The sequence below is a fragment of the Streptomyces sp. NBC_00299 genome, assembly GCF_036173045.1.
In the GTDB taxonomy this organism is placed as follows: Bacteria; Actinomycetota; Actinomycetes; order Streptomycetales; family Streptomycetaceae; genus Streptomyces; species Streptomyces machairae.
Map to the genome: position 1 here is coordinate 5,302,998 of NZ_CP108039.1, position 17,825 is coordinate 5,320,822.

Annotated in this window: 17 protein-coding genes; 11 read left to right on the plus strand and 6 right to left on the minus strand. The window is 70.9% G+C overall.

The features are described from left to right. Positions 1-19: 19 nt before the first annotated feature. Both OHT51_RS23605 and OHT51_RS23610 read right to left on the minus strand, forming a co-directional pair. The gene (locus tag OHT51_RS23605; RefSeq protein WP_328880902.1) at positions 20-682 is read right to left on the minus strand and encodes a maltokinase N-terminal cap-like domain-containing protein; all 663 of its coding nucleotides are present in this window, start codon (positions 680-682) and stop codon (positions 20-22) included. Between the two features lie 13 nt (positions 683-695). Further along, a complete protein-coding gene (locus OHT51_RS23610) occupies positions 696-1,283 on the minus strand; it encodes a Uma2 family endonuclease (protein ID WP_328880903.1) in 588 nt (195 codons plus the stop codon). A gap of 91 nt (positions 1,284-1,374) precedes the next feature. Here OHT51_RS23610 and OHT51_RS23615 point away from each other — a divergent pair, with 91 nt between their 5' ends. Next, positions 1,375-2,121: an aminoglycoside adenylyltransferase family protein gene (locus OHT51_RS23615; protein ID WP_328880904.1), complete on the plus strand. Its 747-nt coding sequence runs from the start codon at positions 1,375-1,377 to the stop codon at positions 2,119-2,121. Here the strand turns inward: OHT51_RS23615 and OHT51_RS23620 are convergent. Continuing rightward, positions 2,109-2,783, minus strand: coding sequence for an SGNH/GDSL hydrolase family protein (locus OHT51_RS23620; protein WP_328880905.1), 675 nt, complete (start codon positions 2,781-2,783; stop codon positions 2,109-2,111). The two genes, OHT51_RS23615 and OHT51_RS23620, sit on opposite strands and share 13 nt — an antisense overlap. 143 nt (positions 2,784-2,926) lie before the next feature. Here OHT51_RS23620 and OHT51_RS23625 point away from each other — a divergent pair, with 143 nt between their 5' ends. The 4 genes from OHT51_RS23625 to OHT51_RS23640 all read left to right on the plus strand — a co-directional run bounded on the left by OHT51_RS23625 (position 2,927) and on the right by OHT51_RS23640 (position 5,639). Beyond that, the gene (locus OHT51_RS23625) at positions 2,927-3,898 is read left to right on the plus strand and encodes a WD40 repeat domain-containing protein (RefSeq protein ID WP_328880906.1); all 972 of its coding nucleotides are present in this window, start codon (positions 2,927-2,929) and stop codon (positions 3,896-3,898) included. Positions 3,899-3,987: 89 nt separating this feature from the next. Then, positions 3,988-4,644, plus strand: a complete 657-nt coding sequence (locus OHT51_RS23630) for a hypothetical protein (RefSeq protein WP_328880907.1) — start codon at positions 3,988-3,990, stop codon at positions 4,642-4,644. A gap of 6 nt (positions 4,645-4,650) precedes the next feature. Further along, complete coding sequence (locus tag OHT51_RS23635; protein ID WP_328880908.1) at positions 4,651-5,091, plus strand: hypothetical protein; 441 nt, start codon at positions 4,651-4,653, stop codon at positions 5,089-5,091. Beyond that, positions 5,088-5,639, plus strand: a complete 552-nt coding sequence (locus tag OHT51_RS23640) for a hypothetical protein (RefSeq protein ID WP_328880909.1) — start codon at positions 5,088-5,090, stop codon at positions 5,637-5,639. Before OHT51_RS23635 ends, OHT51_RS23640 begins: the two co-directional genes overlap by 4 nt. A gap of 12 nt (positions 5,640-5,651) precedes the next feature. Here the strand turns inward: OHT51_RS23640 and OHT51_RS23645 are convergent, their stop codons facing one another. Then, positions 5,652-6,461 (minus strand): TetR/AcrR family transcriptional regulator, encoded by an 810-nt coding sequence (locus OHT51_RS23645; RefSeq protein ID WP_328880910.1) that lies wholly within the window; start codon positions 6,459-6,461, stop codon positions 5,652-5,654. 101 nt (positions 6,462-6,562) lie between these two features. On the opposite strand from OHT51_RS23645, the gene OHT51_RS23650 reads away from it, so the two are divergent. From OHT51_RS23650 to OHT51_RS23660, 3 genes are all read left to right on the plus strand, one after another. Beyond that, a complete protein-coding gene (locus OHT51_RS23650) occupies positions 6,563-7,618 on the plus strand; it encodes an ATP-binding cassette domain-containing protein (RefSeq protein ID WP_328880911.1) in 1,056 nt (351 codons plus the stop codon). Further along, entirely contained in the window at positions 7,615-8,436 is an 822-nt protein-coding gene (locus OHT51_RS23655) for an ABC transporter permease (protein ID WP_328880912.1), read from the plus strand. The genes OHT51_RS23650 and OHT51_RS23655 overlap by 4 nt, the downstream gene beginning before the upstream one ends. 197 nt (positions 8,437-8,633) lie before the next feature. Further along, positions 8,634-9,737, plus strand: a complete 1,104-nt coding sequence (locus OHT51_RS23660) for a serine hydrolase domain-containing protein (protein WP_328880913.1) — start codon at positions 8,634-8,636, stop codon at positions 9,735-9,737. Between the two features lie 111 nt (positions 9,738-9,848). Here the strand turns inward: OHT51_RS23660 and serC are convergent, their stop codons facing one another. Continuing rightward, positions 9,849-10,967, minus strand: coding sequence for a phosphoserine transaminase (gene serC / locus OHT51_RS23665; protein WP_328880914.1), 1,119 nt, complete (start codon positions 10,965-10,967; stop codon positions 9,849-9,851). A gap of 179 nt (positions 10,968-11,146) precedes the next feature. Here serC and OHT51_RS23670 point away from each other — a divergent pair, with 179 nt between their 5' ends. The 3 genes from OHT51_RS23670 to OHT51_RS23680 all read left to right on the plus strand — a co-directional run bounded on the left by OHT51_RS23670 (position 11,147) and on the right by OHT51_RS23680 (position 16,491). Beyond that, the gene (locus OHT51_RS23670) at positions 11,147-14,035 is read left to right on the plus strand and encodes an FAD-binding and (Fe-S)-binding domain-containing protein (RefSeq protein ID WP_328880915.1); all 2,889 of its coding nucleotides are present in this window, start codon (positions 11,147-11,149) and stop codon (positions 14,033-14,035) included. Between the two features lie 220 nt (positions 14,036-14,255). After that, positions 14,256-15,380 (plus strand): lipid II:glycine glycyltransferase FemX, encoded by a 1,125-nt coding sequence (locus tag OHT51_RS23675; RefSeq protein ID WP_328880916.1) that lies wholly within the window; start codon positions 14,256-14,258, stop codon positions 15,378-15,380. Between the two features lie 148 nt (positions 15,381-15,528). Further along, positions 15,529-16,491: an EamA family transporter gene (locus tag OHT51_RS23680; RefSeq protein WP_328880917.1), complete on the plus strand. Its 963-nt coding sequence runs from the start codon at positions 15,529-15,531 to the stop codon at positions 16,489-16,491. Between the two features lie 220 nt (positions 16,492-16,711). On the opposite strand, the gene OHT51_RS23685 is transcribed toward OHT51_RS23680, so the two are convergent. After that, positions 16,712-17,689 carry a hypothetical protein gene (locus tag OHT51_RS23685; RefSeq protein ID WP_328880918.1) on the minus strand — a complete coding sequence of 326 codons (978 nt, stop codon included), beginning with the start codon at positions 17,687-17,689 and terminating at the stop codon, positions 16,712-16,714. Between the last annotated feature and the right edge of the window lie 136 nt (positions 17,690-17,825).

Consider the following 17,825-nt stretch of genomic DNA (forward strand, 5'->3'; position numbering starts at 1 on the left):
TAGCCGCGTGGAGTGCGCTCTAGGCAAGGTCCCGAGGGGTGCTGTGCAGTGCGGCGAACACGGCGCGGGCCCGGGTGCCGTCCGGCAGCTGCCAGGCGCCGGTGATGTGGCCGTCCGCGTCCTGAGGTGCCTCCGCGGCGGGGCGCAGGACCCGGATGAGGCGGAGCACGACCGTGCCGTGGGACGTGCGCAGCCCGGTGCCGTCCTGGTCGTCGGTTGCGGTGGCGGTGCGGGCGGCTGCGGACAAGGAGCCCTCACCCGTGTAGGCGCTGGTGACCTCGCGGTCGGGCGCGCCGCTGGTGCTCTGGTCCTGCGCCTCGGCCCGGCCCTCGATCAGGGCCAGCAACTGGTCGACCAGCACAGGGTCGTGGCAGCCGTCGTAGGCCCAGCGCTGCCCCAGCACGCCGTGCTCCATGGTGCCGACGAGGGCGTGGTCGGCGCCGTCGAGGGGGGCGCCGCGGTAGCTGAGCGGCACGAGGTAGTGGACCGGACGGACGCCGGAGTCATCCGTGACGATCATGATCTCGATGCCGACCTCGCCCTCGGGATCGTCCAGCCGGAATCCGCCGGCCTTGGTCAACTCCGGTTCGCCGGCACCGGCATACCAGGGGCGGGTGGGCAGCCAGGAGGCGAGCAGTTCGAGCTTGGTGGGCTTGAGGGTGGTGTGGTGGATGACGGCCATAGCCCAAAGCTTTTCATCGGTCGCGGGGGAAGTCCTCGGTCTTGAGGACGAGGTCGACCACCGTGCCGGTCAGGTCGATGTCGGTGCCGAAGTCGACCCGGGTCTCGGTGGCGTAGGTGCCGTCCTTGGGGACGGTGTAGACGTGGCAGCGTCCCTGGTACGGGTCGGCGATCACGTAGACAGGGACCTCGGCCTCCGCGTACGCGAGTTTCTTTCGGCCGTAGTCGTTTGCGGCCGTCGCCTCGGAAATCACCTCGGCGACGAATTCGACGTCCTCGTATCGCCAGCGGCCGTCGTCGTCCTTCTTTGCCGAGTCGCTGAGCTTCGCGACGTCCGGGCAGAAGCCGTTTTCGTGCCCGGGAAAGTCGATGCGGACGTCCGAGAGCACTCTGTCCATCCCGAATTTGGCCGCGACGGCCCCCGCGATCCGGAAAATAATCGCCCAGTGTGTGTCCCGCTGCGGCGTCATGTGAACGTTGCCCCCGACGATCTCGACCCTGAATCCTTCGGGGACGGGCATCCGCTCAAGGCGCTCGAACCACTGGTCCAGGCGCTCGGTGTTCGCGTCGGCCATCTTGATCCTGTCTTCAAGGACGGTCATCGTGGCGCTCCTCCCCGGCTGCCCCACGGACAGATGCAGCCGCGCAGTACAACGATACGCACAGTGACCGTGACACGGAGATGAAGCTCACATGCAGGCCCCAGAGGCCCCCCTCCTTCCCTTGCTCCACCACACCCTCGGCAGCAGCCTCATCGGCATCTACCTCCACGGCTCCGCCACCCTCGGCGGCCTGCGCCCGCACAGTGACATCGACGTCCTGGTCGTCGTGAGCGAACCGACCACCCACGCACAACGCCGTGTCCTCGTCGAGGAGTTGCTGAACGTGTCCGGCGGAGCCGCCCGCCCCGTCGAGCTCATCGTCGTCGTACAGGACGACGTACGGCCGTGGCGCTACCCACCCACCTGCGACTTCCTCTACGGCGAATGGCTGCGCGTCGCATACGAGCGGGGGTTCGTCCCCGGCCCCGAGCCCATGCCGGACCTCGCGCCCCTGCTCACCATGGTCATGCTGGCGGACGCCCCACTCCACGGCCCCCCGCCCGCCGACCTCCTCGCCCCCGTCCCACCCGCGGACCTCAGACACGCGATCATCGCCGGAGTACCCGGCCTGCTCGCGGAGTTGGACACCGACACCCGCAACGTCCTGCTGACCCTCGCCCGGATCTGGACCACCCTCGCCACCGGGGCGATCCGCTCGAAGGACACCGCCGCCGATTGGGCGCTCGCCCGGCTCCCCGCCGAACACCGCCCTGCCCTCGCACACGCCCGAGCCGTCTACCTGGGCGACGAGGAGGAGCGCTGGGGTGACGGCGTCCTCCCTGGCGTGCGCCCCTGCGCCGACCGCCTCGTCCGGGCGATCGAGCGTCAGACCTCGTAGGGCTCGCCCAGGTCCCACGCCTGGTACATCGCCTCCGCGAACGCCTCCGCGATCTTGTGCTCGCCGCTCGCGTTCGGGTGGGTGCCGTCGTACGTGTCGAGATTGATGTCGTACGACGGGGGAGGGGACGCCAGGAGCAGCGGTGAGCGCGGCTCGTCCAGGTCGGCGACCGTCTTCGCCAGCAGCTCGTTGAAGCGGCTGACCTCGGCGGCGAAGGCCTCCTCCGACTCGGCGCGGACGTTCGGGATCACCGGCAGCACGACGATCCGCACCCGGGGGTTCGCGGACCGCGCCTCGGCCACGAAGTTCCGGGCGTTCTCCGCCGTCTGCTCGGCGTTCGTGTAGAAGCCGAGGTCGATCAGGCCCAGCGACACCAGCAGCACATCCGCCCGGCACGACCGCACCGCCTCGCCGATCAGCGGCGCCATGTGCAGCCAGCCCTCGCCCCACCCGGCGAGGTGCGCACGGGGGAAGTCGGGGTCGGCGTACTCGTACGAGGTGGGGGAGTCCGTCGCCTTGTCGTGCAGCGTCTCGCGCGGGCCGACGAGGGCGAAGGGGCCGCCGTACGTCTCACGCAGGTGCTGCCACATGCGGTAGCGCCACGTGTGTTCGCCGGCGCTGCCGATGGTCTGGGAGTCGCCGACGGGCATGAACCTGAGCATCCGCTCATGATGGACGATCGCTACCCATCGGTATGGCCGGGCGGGGTGTGAAGCCCGACACGCCCCGCATCCCAGGGCCGCCCCCGCCGACCCGGCCGCCGACCCGGCCTCCGAACCGTCCGGCCGAATGGCAGGCTTGGGGCATGCGTCGACCGCTCGCCATCCTCGCCGGGGTCCTCCTCACCGGTGCGCTCACCCTGCCCGCCTCAGCCGCCGACGGCGACGAGGACTTCACGATCAAGGACCCGCGCATCACGGAGTCCAGCGGCCTCGCCGCGTCGCGTCAGCACCCCGGGATCTACTGGACGCACAACGACCAGGACACGGGCGCCTTCCTCTACGCGGTGGACAGCAGGACCGGCGAGACGGTCGCGACGATCACCATGACCGGGGTGGGCACCCCGCGGGACGTGGAGGCGATCTCCATGGGCCCGGACAACCAGCTCTACGTCGGCGACATCGGCGACAACGACGGTGTGCAGTGGCCCTATGTGTGGGTCTACCGCCTCCCCGAGCCCAAGACGCTGAAGGACCGGACGATCCGTGCCACGCAGTACGTGGTGAAGTACTCCGACGGCACCCGTGACGCCGAGTCGCTCGTCGTGCACCCGAAGACCGGCCGCGTCTACATCATCGACAAGCAGGAGGACGGCGGGCACCTGTACGAGGGCCCGGCCGAGCTCTCCGCCTCCGGCACGAACGTCTTCAAGCCCACCGTCCCCGTCGACATGTGGGCCACCGACGCCGCCTTCTCCCCGGACGGCAAGACCCTCGCCGTACGCGGCTACTTCGGCGGCGTCGCCTACGACTGGAACGGCGGCAAGCTCAAGCGGCTGGAGCGCATCAGCGTGCCCCTCGGGCAGGGCGAGTCCGCCAGCTACTCGACGGACGGCACCAAGCTCATGCTCGGCAGCGAGGGCGCCGGCAGCTCCGTCGTCGCAAACGACGCCCCCGGGGACACCGGCTCCGACTCGTCCTCCGGCGGCGGCAGTTCGGCCTCGTCCGACGACAGCGGGGACAGCGGGCGGACCGGCGATCTGAAGGTCGGTGCCATCGCCGTGGTCGTCGCGTGTGTGGTCGTGTTCGGGTTGCGGCGGCTCTTGCGGAGGAGTTGAGGAGACCCGGGGCTCTGCCATACACCGGTGCCGACCTGCGGAACGCCTTCGGATAGCGTCAGGGGAACCCCGGCGACTGCAGGAGAGGCGTGCTGAGCAACACTCAAGGTGCCCTGGCATCCGGAACATTGGACACTGCGGCGCTGCGCGGAAAACTGACCACCCGGATTTGGTGGACCGGTATCCGCAACACCGTGGTCTACTCGTTCATGGCGTTCGCGGTGCCGGGACTGGGTGCAGAGGCGAAGCGCGCCGGCATGGCCTGGGTTCCCGTCATCGGGGCCCCCATGATCTTCGTCGGCATCCTCGGTGTCCTCGCCACGCTCTACACCATCCCCCTCGCGGTCCTCCACACCCGCACCTGCCGCAAGACACTGGCCCAGTACTCCTTCGACACGTTCTGCCCGCAGATCACCAAGGTGGACGGCGCCAAGGCGACCAGGGGCCGTCCGAAGAGCATGACGCTCAGGCTGCGCACCGCCGAGGGCCAGGAGTCGCCGCTGATGCGGATCAACCCGGCCCCGCGGCGCGGACCGTGGCGCAACCCCTGGCCCGAAGGCATCGAGAACGGCGTGTACGTCGCGGGCGACCTGCCCTTCGGCGCGGTCGGCTACGTGCCGAGCAGTGGGGCGTTCTTCTTCATGCAGCCGGACGACTGGGACGCGACCGCGCAGGATCGCAAGTCGGCGGCGCCCGAGCGCATCACCCGTGCAAAAGACGCGAGCCTCGCACGAAGGATCATCTGACTCCGCATGGACAACCCGCCCGTGGCACCCGACATCGCCCAGGTGCTCAAACACAACCGCACGCTGCTCCGCCGGCACATGGCCGCGCGCCTCGCGCTCGCTGCCGGGCTGTTCGCGGTGCCGTTCGTGGCGCACTGGGGTGGGTACGACGCCGCGCTGCCCGCGTTCGGTGTCCCGGCCGGGATGTTCGTGCTGATCTTCCTGTCGCTCCGGCTGGGGCGTGGGTCGCGGCTCAAGGTGTGCGAGAAGGTGCTGCGCACCTACCCCCTGGAGTACCGCACGCGGGTGGCCAAGAAGGGCTCCGAGTGGGAGTACATGGGCGATGTGCACACCGTCCGGCTCACGGTGCGCGGGCAGCACGGTCCGCAGCGCAGGGAGCTTGCCGAACAGGCCGGAATCTCCCGGCTGTTGGAGATCAAGGAGCCGCGGGGAATGGTGCTCGGATGAAACGCGTCCTCGGCTGGGTGTGCGGTGTCCTCCTCGCCCTCGTCACCGGCTTCTGGTTCGTCACCGCGACCGCCGACATGGCCCTGTCCGCCGGTCTCTACGGCACCTCGGGCACGTACAAGGTGGAGCGCTGCTACGACACCGACTACAGCCGTAAGCACTCCGAATACGACTGCCTCGGGGACTTCACGCCCGATGGCGGCACCGCCGACGACGCCAACTACGTGCGGCTCGAGGACACCGGGAACGACTACCCGGACGGCACCGAGTTCGACGCCCGCCAGGGCATCGAGCCGGACACGGTCCAGCGGGTCGGGTTCTGGGGTGTCGTGGGTGAGCTCTGGCAGGTCTCGATCTGCGTGGCCGTCCTCGCGGTCCTCGCGTACCAGGCGATCAAGCCGCGCGGGGCGGACCGGCGCGGCGAGCAGCACCGCCGGGAGCCCTCACGGCGGCAGCGGGTGGCCGACCGAGTGGGGTACGCCGTCCTGGTCGCCGTCCCCGTGGGCCTGCTGAGCTTCATCGCCATGATCGCGGAGCCGTCGCCGTAGTACGCCGGGTGCTCATGCCTCCGTCGAGGGACCCCCGGCTCCACCCGCCATTTCCGCACGCCGGGCGACAAAGACCTCCAGTCCGTCCAGGATCCGTTGCAGGCCGAACTCGAAGTGGTCGAACTCGTTGCCCCAGGTGTTCTCGTCCAGGGAGGCGAGCAGGGGGTAGCGGCCGGAGGCCATGATCTTCTCCAGCATCGGGGTCTGGGCCTGCCAGAACTCCGTGTCGGTCAGGCCCGTGCGGCGCTCCGCCTCCTGTGCGTACAGCTGGGTGCGCGCGGCGCCGACGACGTAGCCGTCGATCATGATGATCGCCGAGATCAGTTCGGGGTCGGTCAGGCCCATCGGCTTGATGCGGTCGAGGACCTTCTCCATGCCGTCGAGGGCGCTCGGGCCGAGGATCGGGCGTGACTGGTTGACCTGGAGCAGCCAGGGGTGGCGGCGGTAGAGGTCGAGGGTCGCGCGGCCCAGGGCCTCCAGGGCCGAGCGCCAGCCGCCGTCGCCCAGGTCGGCCGGGTTCTCCGAGGGGCGCTGGACGCGGTCCAGCATCAGGTCGAGCAGCTCGGCCTTGCCGGGGACGTAGCGGTACAGCGACATCGTGCCCGTGCCCAGTTCGGTGGCGACCCGGCGCATGGACATCGACTCCAGGCCCTCGGCGTCCGCGACCCGGACGCCCGCTTCCACGATCTGGTCCAGGGTGAGGGTCGGCTTGGGCCCCCGGCTCGGGCGCCGGCCGGCGTCCCACAGCAGCTCCATCGTGCGGGCGATGTCGCCGCTGCCGCTGGTCTCCGTACCGCTGGTGCCGCCCTTGCCGCTCGTCATGCACTTCAGCTTAAGTCCTCCGAAAAAAATTGGGTACGGTGTACGCGCAATCGGGTACGGTGTACTCAGTTAGCGATGCTCGGCTATCGAGAGGGGGACCCATGGGTGACGACGGACGCGGCGGATACGGCGGAAACGGATACGCGGTGCGGGCCGAGGGGCTGGAGAAGCGCTACGGCGAGAAACGCGCCCTCGACGGCTTCGACCTGGCCGTCCGCGAGGGGACGGTGCACGGCCTGCTCGGCCCGAACGGCGCGGGCAAGACCACCGCCGTACGCATCCTGTCCACGCTGATCAGGCTGGACGGTGGCCGGGCCACGGTGGCCGGACTGGACGTGGCCCGGCAGCCGCGCGAGGTGCGGGCCCGTATCGGGCTCACCGGGCAGTACGCGGCCGTGGACGAAGTCCTCACCGGCCGGCAGAACCTGGAGATGTTCGGCCGGCTCTTCCACCTCGGCGGCAAGCGGGCCAAGCTGCGGGCCGTCGAGCTGCTGGAGCAGTTCGACCTGACCGACGCCGCGGACAAGGGAGTCGGCAAGTACAGCGGCGGCATGCGGCGCCGTCTCGACCTCGCCGCCTCGATGATCCTCGCCCCGGCCGTCCTCTTCCTCGACGAGCCGACGACGGGTCTGGACCCGCGCAGCCGAGGTGAAGTCTGGGAGTCCGTCAGGGCGTTGGTGGCGAGCGGCACGACCGTACTGCTGACCACCCAGTACCTGGAGGAGGCCGACAAGCTGGCCTCGCACATCACCGTCATCGATCAGGGGCGGGCCATCGCCGACGACACCCCGGACGGGCTGAAGAGCCTGGTGGGCGGCGACCGTATCGAGGTCGTCGTCGCCGAGCGGTCCGACATCCCGCGCGTGGTGAAGGTCGTGGCCCGCGTCTCGGACGGCGAACCCGAGTCGGACGAGGCGGAGTCGCGGATCCACGCGCCGGTCACCGACCGGGTGTCCGCCCTGACGGAGGTGGCGCGGACGCTGCAGGACGAGGGCGTCGCGGTCGAGGACATCGGGCTGCGCAGGCCGAGCCTCGACGACGTCTTCCTGCGCCTGACCGGACACCGCGCCGAGAAGGCCGAAGAGGCCGGGAGCGCCGGAAAGACCGACAGGGCCGAGAGGGCCGAGGAGAAGGCCGAGAAGGAGGCCGTCGTATGACCGCCGTAGACCTCACCGTCCCGGCCACGCGCGGCCGCCTGTACTGGACCCTCGCCGACGTCTGGAACATCGTCCGCCGCGGCCTCACCCACTACCGGCGTCAACCGGTCAACATCGCCTGGCAGCTGGGCTTCCCGATCCTGTCGGTCCTCCTCTACGGCTATGTCTTCGGCAGCGCCATGAAGGTGCCCGGCGGCGGGGACTACAAGGACTTCCTGATGCCGGGCATGTTCGTGATGACGATGGCGTTCGGGTTCATCAACACCGCGACGCTCGTCGTCTACGACTCGACGAAGGGCGTCATCGACCGCTTCCGCTCGATGCCCATGGCCTCGTCCGCTGTCGTCGCGGGCCGCGGGATCACCGATCTGCTCGCCGCCTGCGCGGAGTTGGCGATCATGATGCTGACCGCCTTCGCGATGGGCTGGCGCCCGGACGGCGGGTTCGGCTTCCTCGGTGCGTTCGGGCTGCTGCTGTGGCTGCGGTTCGCGCTGATCTGGATCGGGGTGTGGCTCGGGCTGCTCGTACCCAACCCGGAGGCCGCGGGCGGCCTGTTCGCCGTCGCCTTCCCGCTCACGATGATCTCCAGCATCTTCGTCGCGCCCCAGCTGATGCCCGACTGGCTGGGCTGGGTGGCGGCCTGGAACCCGATCTCCTCCACCGCCGCGGCCAGCCGTGACCTGTTCGGCACGCCGGCCGGGAGCGGGGGCTCCTGGGTCGAGCAGCACGCGCTGCTGATGGCGGGGGTGTGGCCGGTCATCCTGACGGCGATCTTCCTGCCGCTGGCGGTGCGGAGGTTCCAGAAGTTGAGCCGCTGAGTCAGTGAGCGCCGAGCGTGAGCTGTAAGGCCGATTAGGGGAGGCGGCCTTAACGGAGGAAGGCGGCCTGTAGGTGAGACGGGCGCCCGGTGTCTGCCGGGCGCCCTTCCGCGTCCGGATCATCGCGCTTGATTTGGGATTACGTAATAACGTAATCTCGTGAAAACGGCTGGTGAGTCTCGACGGGGGAGCAATCCATGGACCGAAGGAAGTTTCTTGGCGTGGCGACGACGGCGGCAGGCGTGTCACTGCTGCCCGGCAACGCCGCAGCCGCCGACGACAGGCTGCCCGCGCTCGTCAGGCGGTACCTGGACCAGGCGCTGGCCGCCGGCAGTCCGAGTGTGGTCTGCGGGGTCATTCAGGGTCGGCGCACCCATGTCGAGGGCGCGGGTGCAGCGGTGGGGCGGTCGGCGCCGGACGGCAGGACGGTGTTCCAACTCGGCTCCATCACCAAGACGCTCACCGCCACGGCACTCGCACGCGCTGTGGGCGCGGGTGCAACCCGCCTCGACGCGCCGCTCGTGCTGCCCGCGCGGTTCCCCATCCCGCGCAAGGGCACTCGGCGGATCACCCTGGCCCACTTGGCGACCCACACCTCCGGTCTGCCCTCCCTGCCGCCGAACCTGCTCGCGGGGGCGGATCCGTACGACCCCTACGCGCACTACACGCTCGACGACCTGGCCACCGGACTTCGCTGCACGCAGCTGAGTACCGAGCCGGGCGAGGTGAACGCCTACTCGAACCTGGGGTTCGGACTGCTCGGCCAGGCGCTGGCGTTCGACGACGTCGACTCGATGTTGCGGCACCGGGTGGCGGCGCCGCTCGGCATGGTGGACACGACGACGTCCCTGCGACCGGACATGGCGTCCCGCAAGGCTGTTGGGCATTTCGAGGGAGAGGTCGTTCCTGACTGGCACGACCACGTCCTCAGCGCGGCCGGGACGTCGATGTACAGCACCGCTGATGACATGGTGCGCTTCCTGCGCTCCCAACTCCGGCCTGAGCGCTCGCCGTTGCGGGACGCGATCGAACTGACCCAGCGGCCCCGGTTCACGGTGGACCAGAACCTGCGGCTCGGCCTCGGCTGGCACCTGAGCTCGCTGCCCGGCGGCCAAACCATGACCTGGCACAACGGCGGCACCGGTGGATTCAGCACCTGCGCCGCGTTCATCCGGGAGAGCGGCACGGCGGTGGTGATGATGGTGAACACCTTCAGCCAGGAGACCGAGACCGCCGCCCGCCCGGTCGACGCCCTCACCTTCCGCCTGCTCGGCGAGCTCGGCGAGCTCGGCGCGGCCTGAGTAGGCGGCCGGACGACGGCGGTCCGACGGTGGCGGTCCGAGTACGACGAAGGGCGCCCGGTGTTCGCCGGGCGCCCTTCGTCGTCGTACGAGAACGTCGTACGAGAACGACTACAGCTTCTCGATGACGTAGTCGACGCACTTCGTCAGGGCCTCGACGTCGGCCGGGTCGATCGCCGGGAACATCGCGACGCGGAGCTGGTTGCGGCCGAGCTTGCGGTAGGGCTCGGTGTCGACGATGCCGTTGGCGCGCAGGACCTTGGCGACGGCGGCGGCGTCGATCTCGTCCGTGAAGTCGATCGTGCCGATGACCGCCGAGCGCTTGGCCGGGTCGGTGACGAACGGGTTGGCGTACTTGATGTCCTCGGCCCAGCCGTACAGGGTGCGGGCGGAGGTGGCGGTGCGGCGGACGGCCCAGTCCAGGCCGCCCTGGCCGTTGATCCACTCCAGCTGCTGGTTGAGCATGAAGAGGGTGGCCAGGGCCGGGGTGTTGTACGTCTGGTTCTTGCGGGAGTTGTCGATCGCCGTGGGCAGCGAGAAGAACTCCGGGATGTGGCGGCCGGAGGCGTGGACGCGCTCTGCGCGCTCGATCGCGGCCGGGGAGAAGACGCCGATCCACAGGCCGCCGTCGGAGGCGAAGGACTTCTGCGGGGCGAAGTAGTAGACGTCCGTCTCGGACACGTCCACCGGGAGGCCACCGGCGCCCGAGGTGGCGTCGACCAGGACCAGCGAGCCCTCGTCGGCACCCGCCACGCGCTTGATCGGCATGGCGACGCCGGTCGAGGTCTCGTTGTGGGTGAAGGCGTAGACGTCGACGCCCGCCGCGGCGACCGGCTCCGGGTGCGTGCCGGGGTCGGCGGAGATGACGTCCGGCTCGGCGAGCCAGGGAGCGAGCTTGGCGGCCTTGGCGAACTTGGAGCTGAACTCACCGAAGGTGAGGTGCTGCGACTTGTTCTCGATCAGGCCGTGCGTCGCGATGTCCCAGAAGGCGGTCGAGCCGCCGTTGCCGAGGACGACCTCGTAGCCGTCGGGGAGCTGGAAGAGCTCGCTGATGCCCTCGCGTACCTGGCCGACCAGGTTCTTGACCGGGGCCTGGCGGTGGGAGGTGCCGAGCAGGGAGGTTCCGGTGGCGGCCAGCGCGTCCAGCGCTTCCGTCCGCACCTTGGAGGGGCCCGCGCCGAAACGTCCGTCGGCGGGCTTGATGTCAGCGGGAATCTGGATCTCAGCCACGGTGGGAGCGTAGCTGTTTCGGGAAACCTTGGTGAAACCTCGTCCGTCGGGTGAGACGGGGTTGTCATGGCCGTGAGCTGGGGGCTGCCGCCTCCAGACCTCCGCTGCCGGCCTGAACGGCCTCGTCCTCGAACGCCGGACGGGCTGGAATGCCGGACGTCGGCTGGTTTGCTGGAGGGATGACGGATCTCGAAGCTGCGCTGCGTACCGTCGTCCGGGGTGAGGTGGGATTCGACATCACCTCTCGGGCGTTGACCACCATGGACGCGTCCAACTACCGGCGTGTCCCACTGGGTGTGGTGGCGCCACATGACGCCGACGACGTCGCCGCCGTGCTGGAGGTGTGCCGGGACCATATGGTGCCGGTCGTGGCACGCGGTGGAGGTACCTCGATCGCGGGACAGGCCACCGGCGCCGGTGTCGTGCTGGACTTCACCCGCCACATGAACCGCCTCGTGTCCCTGGACCCGGACACCCGTACCGCCGTCGTCCAGCCCGGCCTCGTCCTCGACCGGCTCCAGGACGCCGCCGCCCCGCACGGACTCCGCTTCGGCCCCGACCCCTCCACCCACAGCCGCTGCACGCTCGGCGGAATGATCGGCAACAACTCCTGCGGCTCGCACTCGGTGGCGTGGGGGACGACCGCGGACAGCGTGCGGGAGCTGGACGTGATCAGCGGCCGTGGGCAGCGGCTGCGGCTCGGGCAGGGGTGGGCCGGTGCGCCGGAGGGGCTGCGGGAGCTCGTGGAGCGGGACCTGACCCGGCTGCGGACCGGCTTCCCCGAACTGCCGCGCCGTATCTCGGGATACGCGCTCGACGCCCTGCTGCCCGAGAAGGGCGCCGACGTCGCCCGTAGCTTTTGCGGGAGCGAGGGCACCCTCGGAATCCTCACCGAGGCGGTCGTACGGCTGGTGGAGGCGCCACGCGCGCGTGCGCTCGCCGTGCTGGCGTACCCCGACGAGAGCGCCGCCGCGGAAGCGGCCGCCGGGCTGTTGCCGTACGGGCCGCTGACCGTGGAGGGCATGGCGCAGGACCTGGTGCCGGAGTCGGCCTCCGCCGTGCTGCCGCGGGGCGGGGCCTGGCTGTTCGTGGAGACGGGCGGGGAGTCGGAGAGCGAGGCACGCGCGCGTGCGGAGGGGATCGTGCGGGTGGCTGACGTCGTCGACGCGATCGTCGTCACCGATCCGGCCGGGCAGCGTGCCCTGTGGCGCATCCGGGAGGACGCGAGCGGTACGGCGACCCGGATGCCGGACGGCAGCGAGGCCTGGCCGGGCTGGGAGGACTGCGCGGTGCCGCCCGCGCGTCTCGGGGCGTATCTGCGGGACTTCCGCGCGCTGCTGACGGCGCACGGGCTGCGCGGGACGCCGTACGGGCACTTCGGTGACGGCTGCATCCACGTCCGGATCGACTTCGACCTGCTGACGGAGGCGGGTGTCGCTCGCTTCCGGCGGTTCTCGGAGGAGCTCGCCGAGGTCGTCGTGGCGCACGGGGGCTCGCTGTCGGGGGAGCACGGGGACGGGCAGGCGCGTGCCGAACTGCTGCCGAAGATGTACGGGGCGGACATGGTCGCCCTCTTCGAGCGGGCCAAGGGGGTCTGGGACCCGGACGACCTGCTCAACCCGGGGATGCTGGTGCGCCCCGCCCCCCTCGACTCCAACCTCCGCTTCTCCGTGCTCCCGAGCAAGCCCGTGGACGTCGCCTTCGGTTACCCGGCCGACGGCGGGGACTTCTCGGCGGCCGTACGGCGCTGCGTCGGGGTCGCCAAGTGCCGTACGACGTCGGCGACCGGCCCCGCCGTCATGTGCCCGTCCTTCCGGGCCACCGGCGCCGAGGAGCACTCCACGCGCGGGCGTGCCCGGCTGCTGCACGAGATGCTCGCCGGGGAACTGGTGACCGACGGGTGGCGGTCGACGGAGGTGCGGGACGCGCTCGATCTGTGCCTGGCCTGCAAGGGATGCCGGTCCGACTGTCCGGTCGAGGTCGACATGGCCACGTACAAGGCGGAGTTCCTGCACCACCACTACGAGGGACGGCGCCGCCCGGCCGCGCACCACAGCATGGGGCGGCTGCCCCAGTGGCTGCGCGTCGTGGCACGCACGCGTACCGCGTCGCTGGTCAACGCCCTTGCCGCCGTACGGCCGTTGGCATGGGTGGCGAAACGGCTCGGCGGGATCGCGCCGGAGCGCGGGATTCCACGGCTGGCGGCGCGGACGTTCAGCCGGTGGTGGGAGCGGCGGGAGAAGCCGAAGCCTCCCGTTGGCTCGGCCGGTGACCTGGTCATCCTGTGGCCGGACACCTTCACCGAGCACCTCACGCCGTCCGTGGGCCAGTCGGCCGTACGCGTCCTGGAGGCGGCCGGGCTGCAGGTCGCGCTGCCGCCGACGGTGCGGCTGACGGCGCCCGCGGGAAGCGGCGGTGCGGAGGTGACCGTGGCGCTGGATCCGGTGTCCCTGCTACGGGGGCGGGAACGGGTCTGCTGCGGGTTGACGTACATCTCGACAGGGCAGCTCGACCGGGCCCGCGCGGTGCTGCGGCGCACGCTCGACCTCATGGAGCCCGTGCTGGCGACGGACGCCCCGGTCGTGGTCCTGGAGCCGAGCTGTGCCGCCGCCCTGCGCGCGGACCTCCCGGAGCTCCTCCACGACGACCCACGGGCCCGTCGCCTGGCCGACCGCGTCCTGACCTTCGCGGAGACGCTGGAGCGCCACGCCCCCGACTGGACGCCGCCCCGCGTGGACCGGCCGGCGGTCGGGCAGACCCACTGCCATCAGCACGCCGTCCTCGGGGACGCGGCGGACCGCCGGCTGCGCGAGGCTGCGGGGCTCGCCGGGGACCTGAGCGGCGGCTGCTGCGGACTCGCGGGCAACTTCGGGTTCGAGAAGGGACACTTCGAGGTGTCGGTGGCGTGCGCGGAGGAGCGGTTGCTGCCGGCGGTGCGGGGAGCGGGGGAGGACGCCCTGGTGCTGGCGGACGGGTTCTCCTGCCGGACACAGTTGGAGCAGTTGGCGGGGGTGCCGGGGCGGCATCTGGCGGAGGTGCTGGCGGAGCGGTTGGAGGGGGACGGGTGACCCGGGGGGAGTGAGTGCGCTCGGGCCCAGGGGCGGCGGGTGGTCTCCGGCCGGGGGCAACGGGTGCTCCCGGTGGGCCGGCGTCCTGGGCTGAACGCGGGAGAGCGGCGGCTCGCACGCGCCGGCGTCCGCGCTCCGCGCGCGGTCCCGGGGACGGCTGCATACGCTGGCCGGACACCGATACTGACACCGATACTGCCGCCCACAGGGAGCCCCGCACATGGCCCTCCGCGTCCAGTCCATCTCCCGCGACGAACATCTCGCGTTCGTCGCGTCCCGCCCGTCCGCCAGCCATATGCAGGTCCCGTCCTGGGGCGACGTGAAGCCGGACTGGCGGGCGGAGAGCCTGGGATGGTTCGACGAGGAGGGGCGGCCGGTGGGGGCCGGGCTCGTGCTCTACCGCCCGCTGCCGAAGCTGAAGAAGTACCTCGCCTACCTCCCCGAGGGCCCGCTCGTCGACTGGCACGCCCCCGACCTGTGCGAGCGCTGGCTCGAACCGCTGCTCGCCCACCTCAAACGGCAGGGCGCCTTCTCGGTCAAGATGGGCCCGCCCGTCGTCGTCCGCCGCTGGAGCACCGAGGCGGTGAAGGCGGCCATCGCCGACCCGGCCGCCCGGCGGCTGCGGGACGCGGAGCCGACCTCGACCGAACAGGGCGCTCTCGACATCGCCGACCGGCTGCGGCGGGCCGGCTGGCGGCAGACCGAGCCCGGCGGCGAGGAGGGCTTCGCGGCCGGGCAGCCGCGGTACGTCTGCCAGGTGCCGTTCGCCGGGCGGTCGTTGGACGACATCCAGCGCGGCCTGAACCAGCAGTGGCGGCGCAACATCAAGAAGGCCGAGAAGGCCGGCGTGAAGGTCGTGCGCGGCGGTTACGAGGACCTGCCCGCCTTCTACGACCTCTACGCCGAGACCGCCGAGCGCGACCGTTTCATCCCGCGCCCCCTGCCCTACTTCCAGCGCATGTGGACCGCGCTCACCGCCGAGCACCCCGACCGGATGCGGCTCTACCTCGCCCACCACGACGGCGACACCCTCGCCGCCGCCACCATGCTCACCGTCGGCGACCACATCTGGTACTCCTACGGCGCCTCCACCAGCCACAAGCGCGAGGTCCAGCCCAACAACGCCATGCAGTGGCGCATGATGTCCGACGCCCACGAGCTCGGCGCCGCCGTGTACGACTTCCGCGGCATCACGGACACCCTGGAGGAGTCCAACCATCTGCTGGGCCTGCTGCGGTTCAAGGTGGGGGCGGGCGGTGAGGCCGTCGAGTACCTGGGGGAGTGGGACTTCCCGCTCAACCGGCTGCTGCACAAGGCGCTGGATCTGTACATGGCACGGCGGTAGCTGGCCCGGGGCCTGCGGAACCCGTCCGTCCACACTCTGGGACAGTGGCATAACAGGTTCACACACCTGACGATGTCCATTACCTTGGACTGGGTAGTACATCCCGCTGAACAGACCGTAGCCCCCCGAGTGAAGCCCTGGAACGCCCGTGAGTACCCCTGATGCCGCAGCCGTCACCGCCGCGGCCGCCCCGTCCTCGCCGACCCGCGGCCGGGCCGTTCCCGAGCCGGCGGCCGGCGGCCCGCGTCGCTGGGGCTCCTTCGGTCCCGTCGGGCTGGTGCTCGCCGGAGGGATCTCCGTGCAGTTCGGCGGCGCCCTGGCGGTGAGCCTGATGCCGCGGGCCGGTGCGCTCGGTGTGGTGGCGCTGCGGCTGCTGGTCGCGGCGGTCGTCCTGCTGCTGATCTGCCGCCCCCGGCTGCGCGGCCACTCCCGCACGGACTGGGGCACGGTGGTCGTCTTCGGCATCACGATGGCCGCGATGAACGGCCTGTTCTACCAGTCGGTCGCCCGCATCCCGCTGGGCCCCGCGGTCACCCTCGAAGTGCTCGGCCCGCTCGCCCTGTCCGTGCTGTCCTCGCGCCGGGCGGTCAACGTCGTCTGGGCCGGACTCGCCCTCGCCGGTGTGTTCCTCCTCGGCGGCGGAGGCTTCGGCAGCCTCGATCCCATCGGTGTCGCTTTCGCCCTGGCTGCGGGTGCCATGTGGGCGGCCTACATAATCTTCAGCGCCCGTACGGGCCGACGCTTCCCCCAGGCCGACGGCCTGGCGCTGGCGATGGGGGTGGGAGCCGTCCTGTTCCTCCCTCTGGGCATCGCCGAATCCGGCATCAAGCTCCTCGACCCGGTCACCGTCGCCCTGGGCGCAGCCGTGGCCATCCTCTCCTCGGTCCTCCCCTACACCCTCGAACTCCTCGCCCTGCGCCGCCTCCCCGCAGCGACCTTCGCCATCCTGATGAGCTTGGAACCGGCCGTCGCCGCCACCGCCGGCTTCCTCATCCTCCACCAGTCCCTCTCCGCCCTACAGGCCCTGGCGATCGCCCTGGTCATCGCGGCGAGCATGGGCGCGGTGCGGACGCAGGTGCGGCGGGGGAAGGCGTCGGCGGAGAAGGTCTAGCCAGCGGCCCGGCGGCTCTTCGTCGTCGGAGCGAGCTTGCGGCACCGCTGTCACGCCTGCCCCGGGCCCTGGCTTTGGCGCATCAGCAGTCGCTGCCGACCCGTGGCGTGCTGGGCCCGCAGCCAGAGAGGAGCTGGGCGGGATCGCGGCCCTGCGGCCCTTCCCCGCCCGGGCCGACTCCCCGACTGAGCCGGCCCCGGGCCGAATCCCCGCCCCACGGTCACGCCTGCCCCGGCCCCTGCCGCATCAGCAGCCCCTGCAGGCCGATGCCGTGATGGGCGCGCAGGCGGCGCAGTTCCCACAGGCCAACTGCCGTCACCGAGAGGGGGGCGCCGAGCATGAACAGGATCCGGACCGGTGCCGGCACGCCCGTGTAGGCGCCCGTGAACAGGTCGATCAGGGCCATCTCCCAGACCAGCGTCATGGCCAGCAGCGGCGGCATCGTCTCGTGGATGTCGGCGGTGCGGAACACATGGAGGAGGGCCAGGCCGATACCCGCGATGACGAAGGGCAGCACCCACACGAAGGTGAGCAGGATGCCGGTGTAGGTGAGGACGGTCATCACCGGGTTGGTCGCGAAACGGCCCTCGACGAAGCCCGTGAGTACGGAGGCCGGGAACACGAACACCGCGGCCACCAGGGCGACCATCGCGCCGAAGCACTTCGCCGCCCGGCGCAGCAGTTCCCGCCGGGCCGAGGCGGAGGCCAGGGCGAGCAGGACGCCCACGACGGCCGGGAAGGTCACGCAGAGCACCAGGACACTGATCCAGGACTGGTTCAGACGGTCGCTCGCGACGTTGCCCACCGAGTCGCCGACCCTGGCCGAGTCGGCGATCTTGTAGGTGACCGACATCCACACGACCGCCGCCAGCCCCACCAAGGTGCGGATCCGCTGCATGCGGGCCACGACCGGGTCCTGGACGATGCCGGGCCTGGACGGCTTGAACACCCTGCGTGCGACGGGGACGGGACCGATCTGCCGCCACAGCCGCGTGAGGGGCCCGGGCGGGGCGGCCGGCAGGTACGGATACGGCGGATACGGGTACGGCACGTTGGGCTGCGGCGGGTACGGGTACGGCGCGTTGGGCTGCGGCGGATACGGGTACGGCGCGTTGGGCGGATACCCTCCGGCCGGCGGCGGGGGCGGCTGGCCCTGCGGGTTGAAGGGCGGCTGCCCGCCCGGATTCCAGTTGCTCATGCTTGTGATTCCCCCGAGGTGTGACCGACGCGTTGCTGCCGCAACAGGCGCGACGCCCGAGTGTATTGATGGCACGCCGCACAGGCACCCTTCCCCCGGTGAACACTTCTCAATTAATGCAAGCATGCTTGCTTGT

Bases quoted from the DNA above. Each gene is read 5' to 3' on its own strand.
- OHT51_RS23605 (WP_328880902.1), bottom strand. From the start codon at position 682: ATGGCCGTCATCCACCACACCACCCTCAAGCCCACCAAGCTCGAACTG.
- OHT51_RS23610 (WP_328880903.1), bottom strand. From the start codon at position 1,283: ATGACCGTCCTTGAAGACAGGATCAAGATGGCCGACGCGAACACCGAG.
- OHT51_RS23615 (WP_328880904.1), top strand. From the start codon at position 1,375: ATGCAGGCCCCAGAGGCCCCCCTCCTTCCCTTGCTCCACCACACCCTC.
- OHT51_RS23620 (WP_328880905.1), bottom strand. From the start codon at position 2,783: ATGCTCAGGTTCATGCCCGTCGGCGACTCCCAGACCATCGGCAGCGCC.
- OHT51_RS23625 (WP_328880906.1), top strand. From the start codon at position 2,927: ATGCGTCGACCGCTCGCCATCCTCGCCGGGGTCCTCCTCACCGGTGCG.
- OHT51_RS23635 (WP_328880908.1), top strand. From the start codon at position 4,651: ATGGACAACCCGCCCGTGGCACCCGACATCGCCCAGGTGCTCAAACAC.
- OHT51_RS23640 (WP_328880909.1), top strand. From the start codon at position 5,088: ATGAAACGCGTCCTCGGCTGGGTGTGCGGTGTCCTCCTCGCCCTCGTC.
- OHT51_RS23645 (WP_328880910.1), bottom strand. From the start codon at position 6,461: ATGACGAGCGGCAAGGGCGGCACCAGCGGTACGGAGACCAGCGGCAGC.
- OHT51_RS23650 (WP_328880911.1), top strand. From the start codon at position 6,563: ATGGGTGACGACGGACGCGGCGGATACGGCGGAAACGGATACGCGGTG.
- OHT51_RS23655 (WP_328880912.1), top strand. From the start codon at position 7,615: ATGACCGCCGTAGACCTCACCGTCCCGGCCACGCGCGGCCGCCTGTAC.
- OHT51_RS23660 (WP_328880913.1), top strand. From the start codon at position 8,634: ATGGACCGAAGGAAGTTTCTTGGCGTGGCGACGACGGCGGCAGGCGTG.
- OHT51_RS23670 (WP_328880915.1), top strand. From the start codon at position 11,147: ATGACGGATCTCGAAGCTGCGCTGCGTACCGTCGTCCGGGGTGAGGTG.
- OHT51_RS23675 (WP_328880916.1), top strand. From the start codon at position 14,256: ATGGCCCTCCGCGTCCAGTCCATCTCCCGCGACGAACATCTCGCGTTC.
- OHT51_RS23685 (WP_328880918.1), bottom strand. From the start codon at position 17,689: ATGAGCAACTGGAATCCGGGCGGGCAGCCGCCCTTCAACCCGCAGGGC.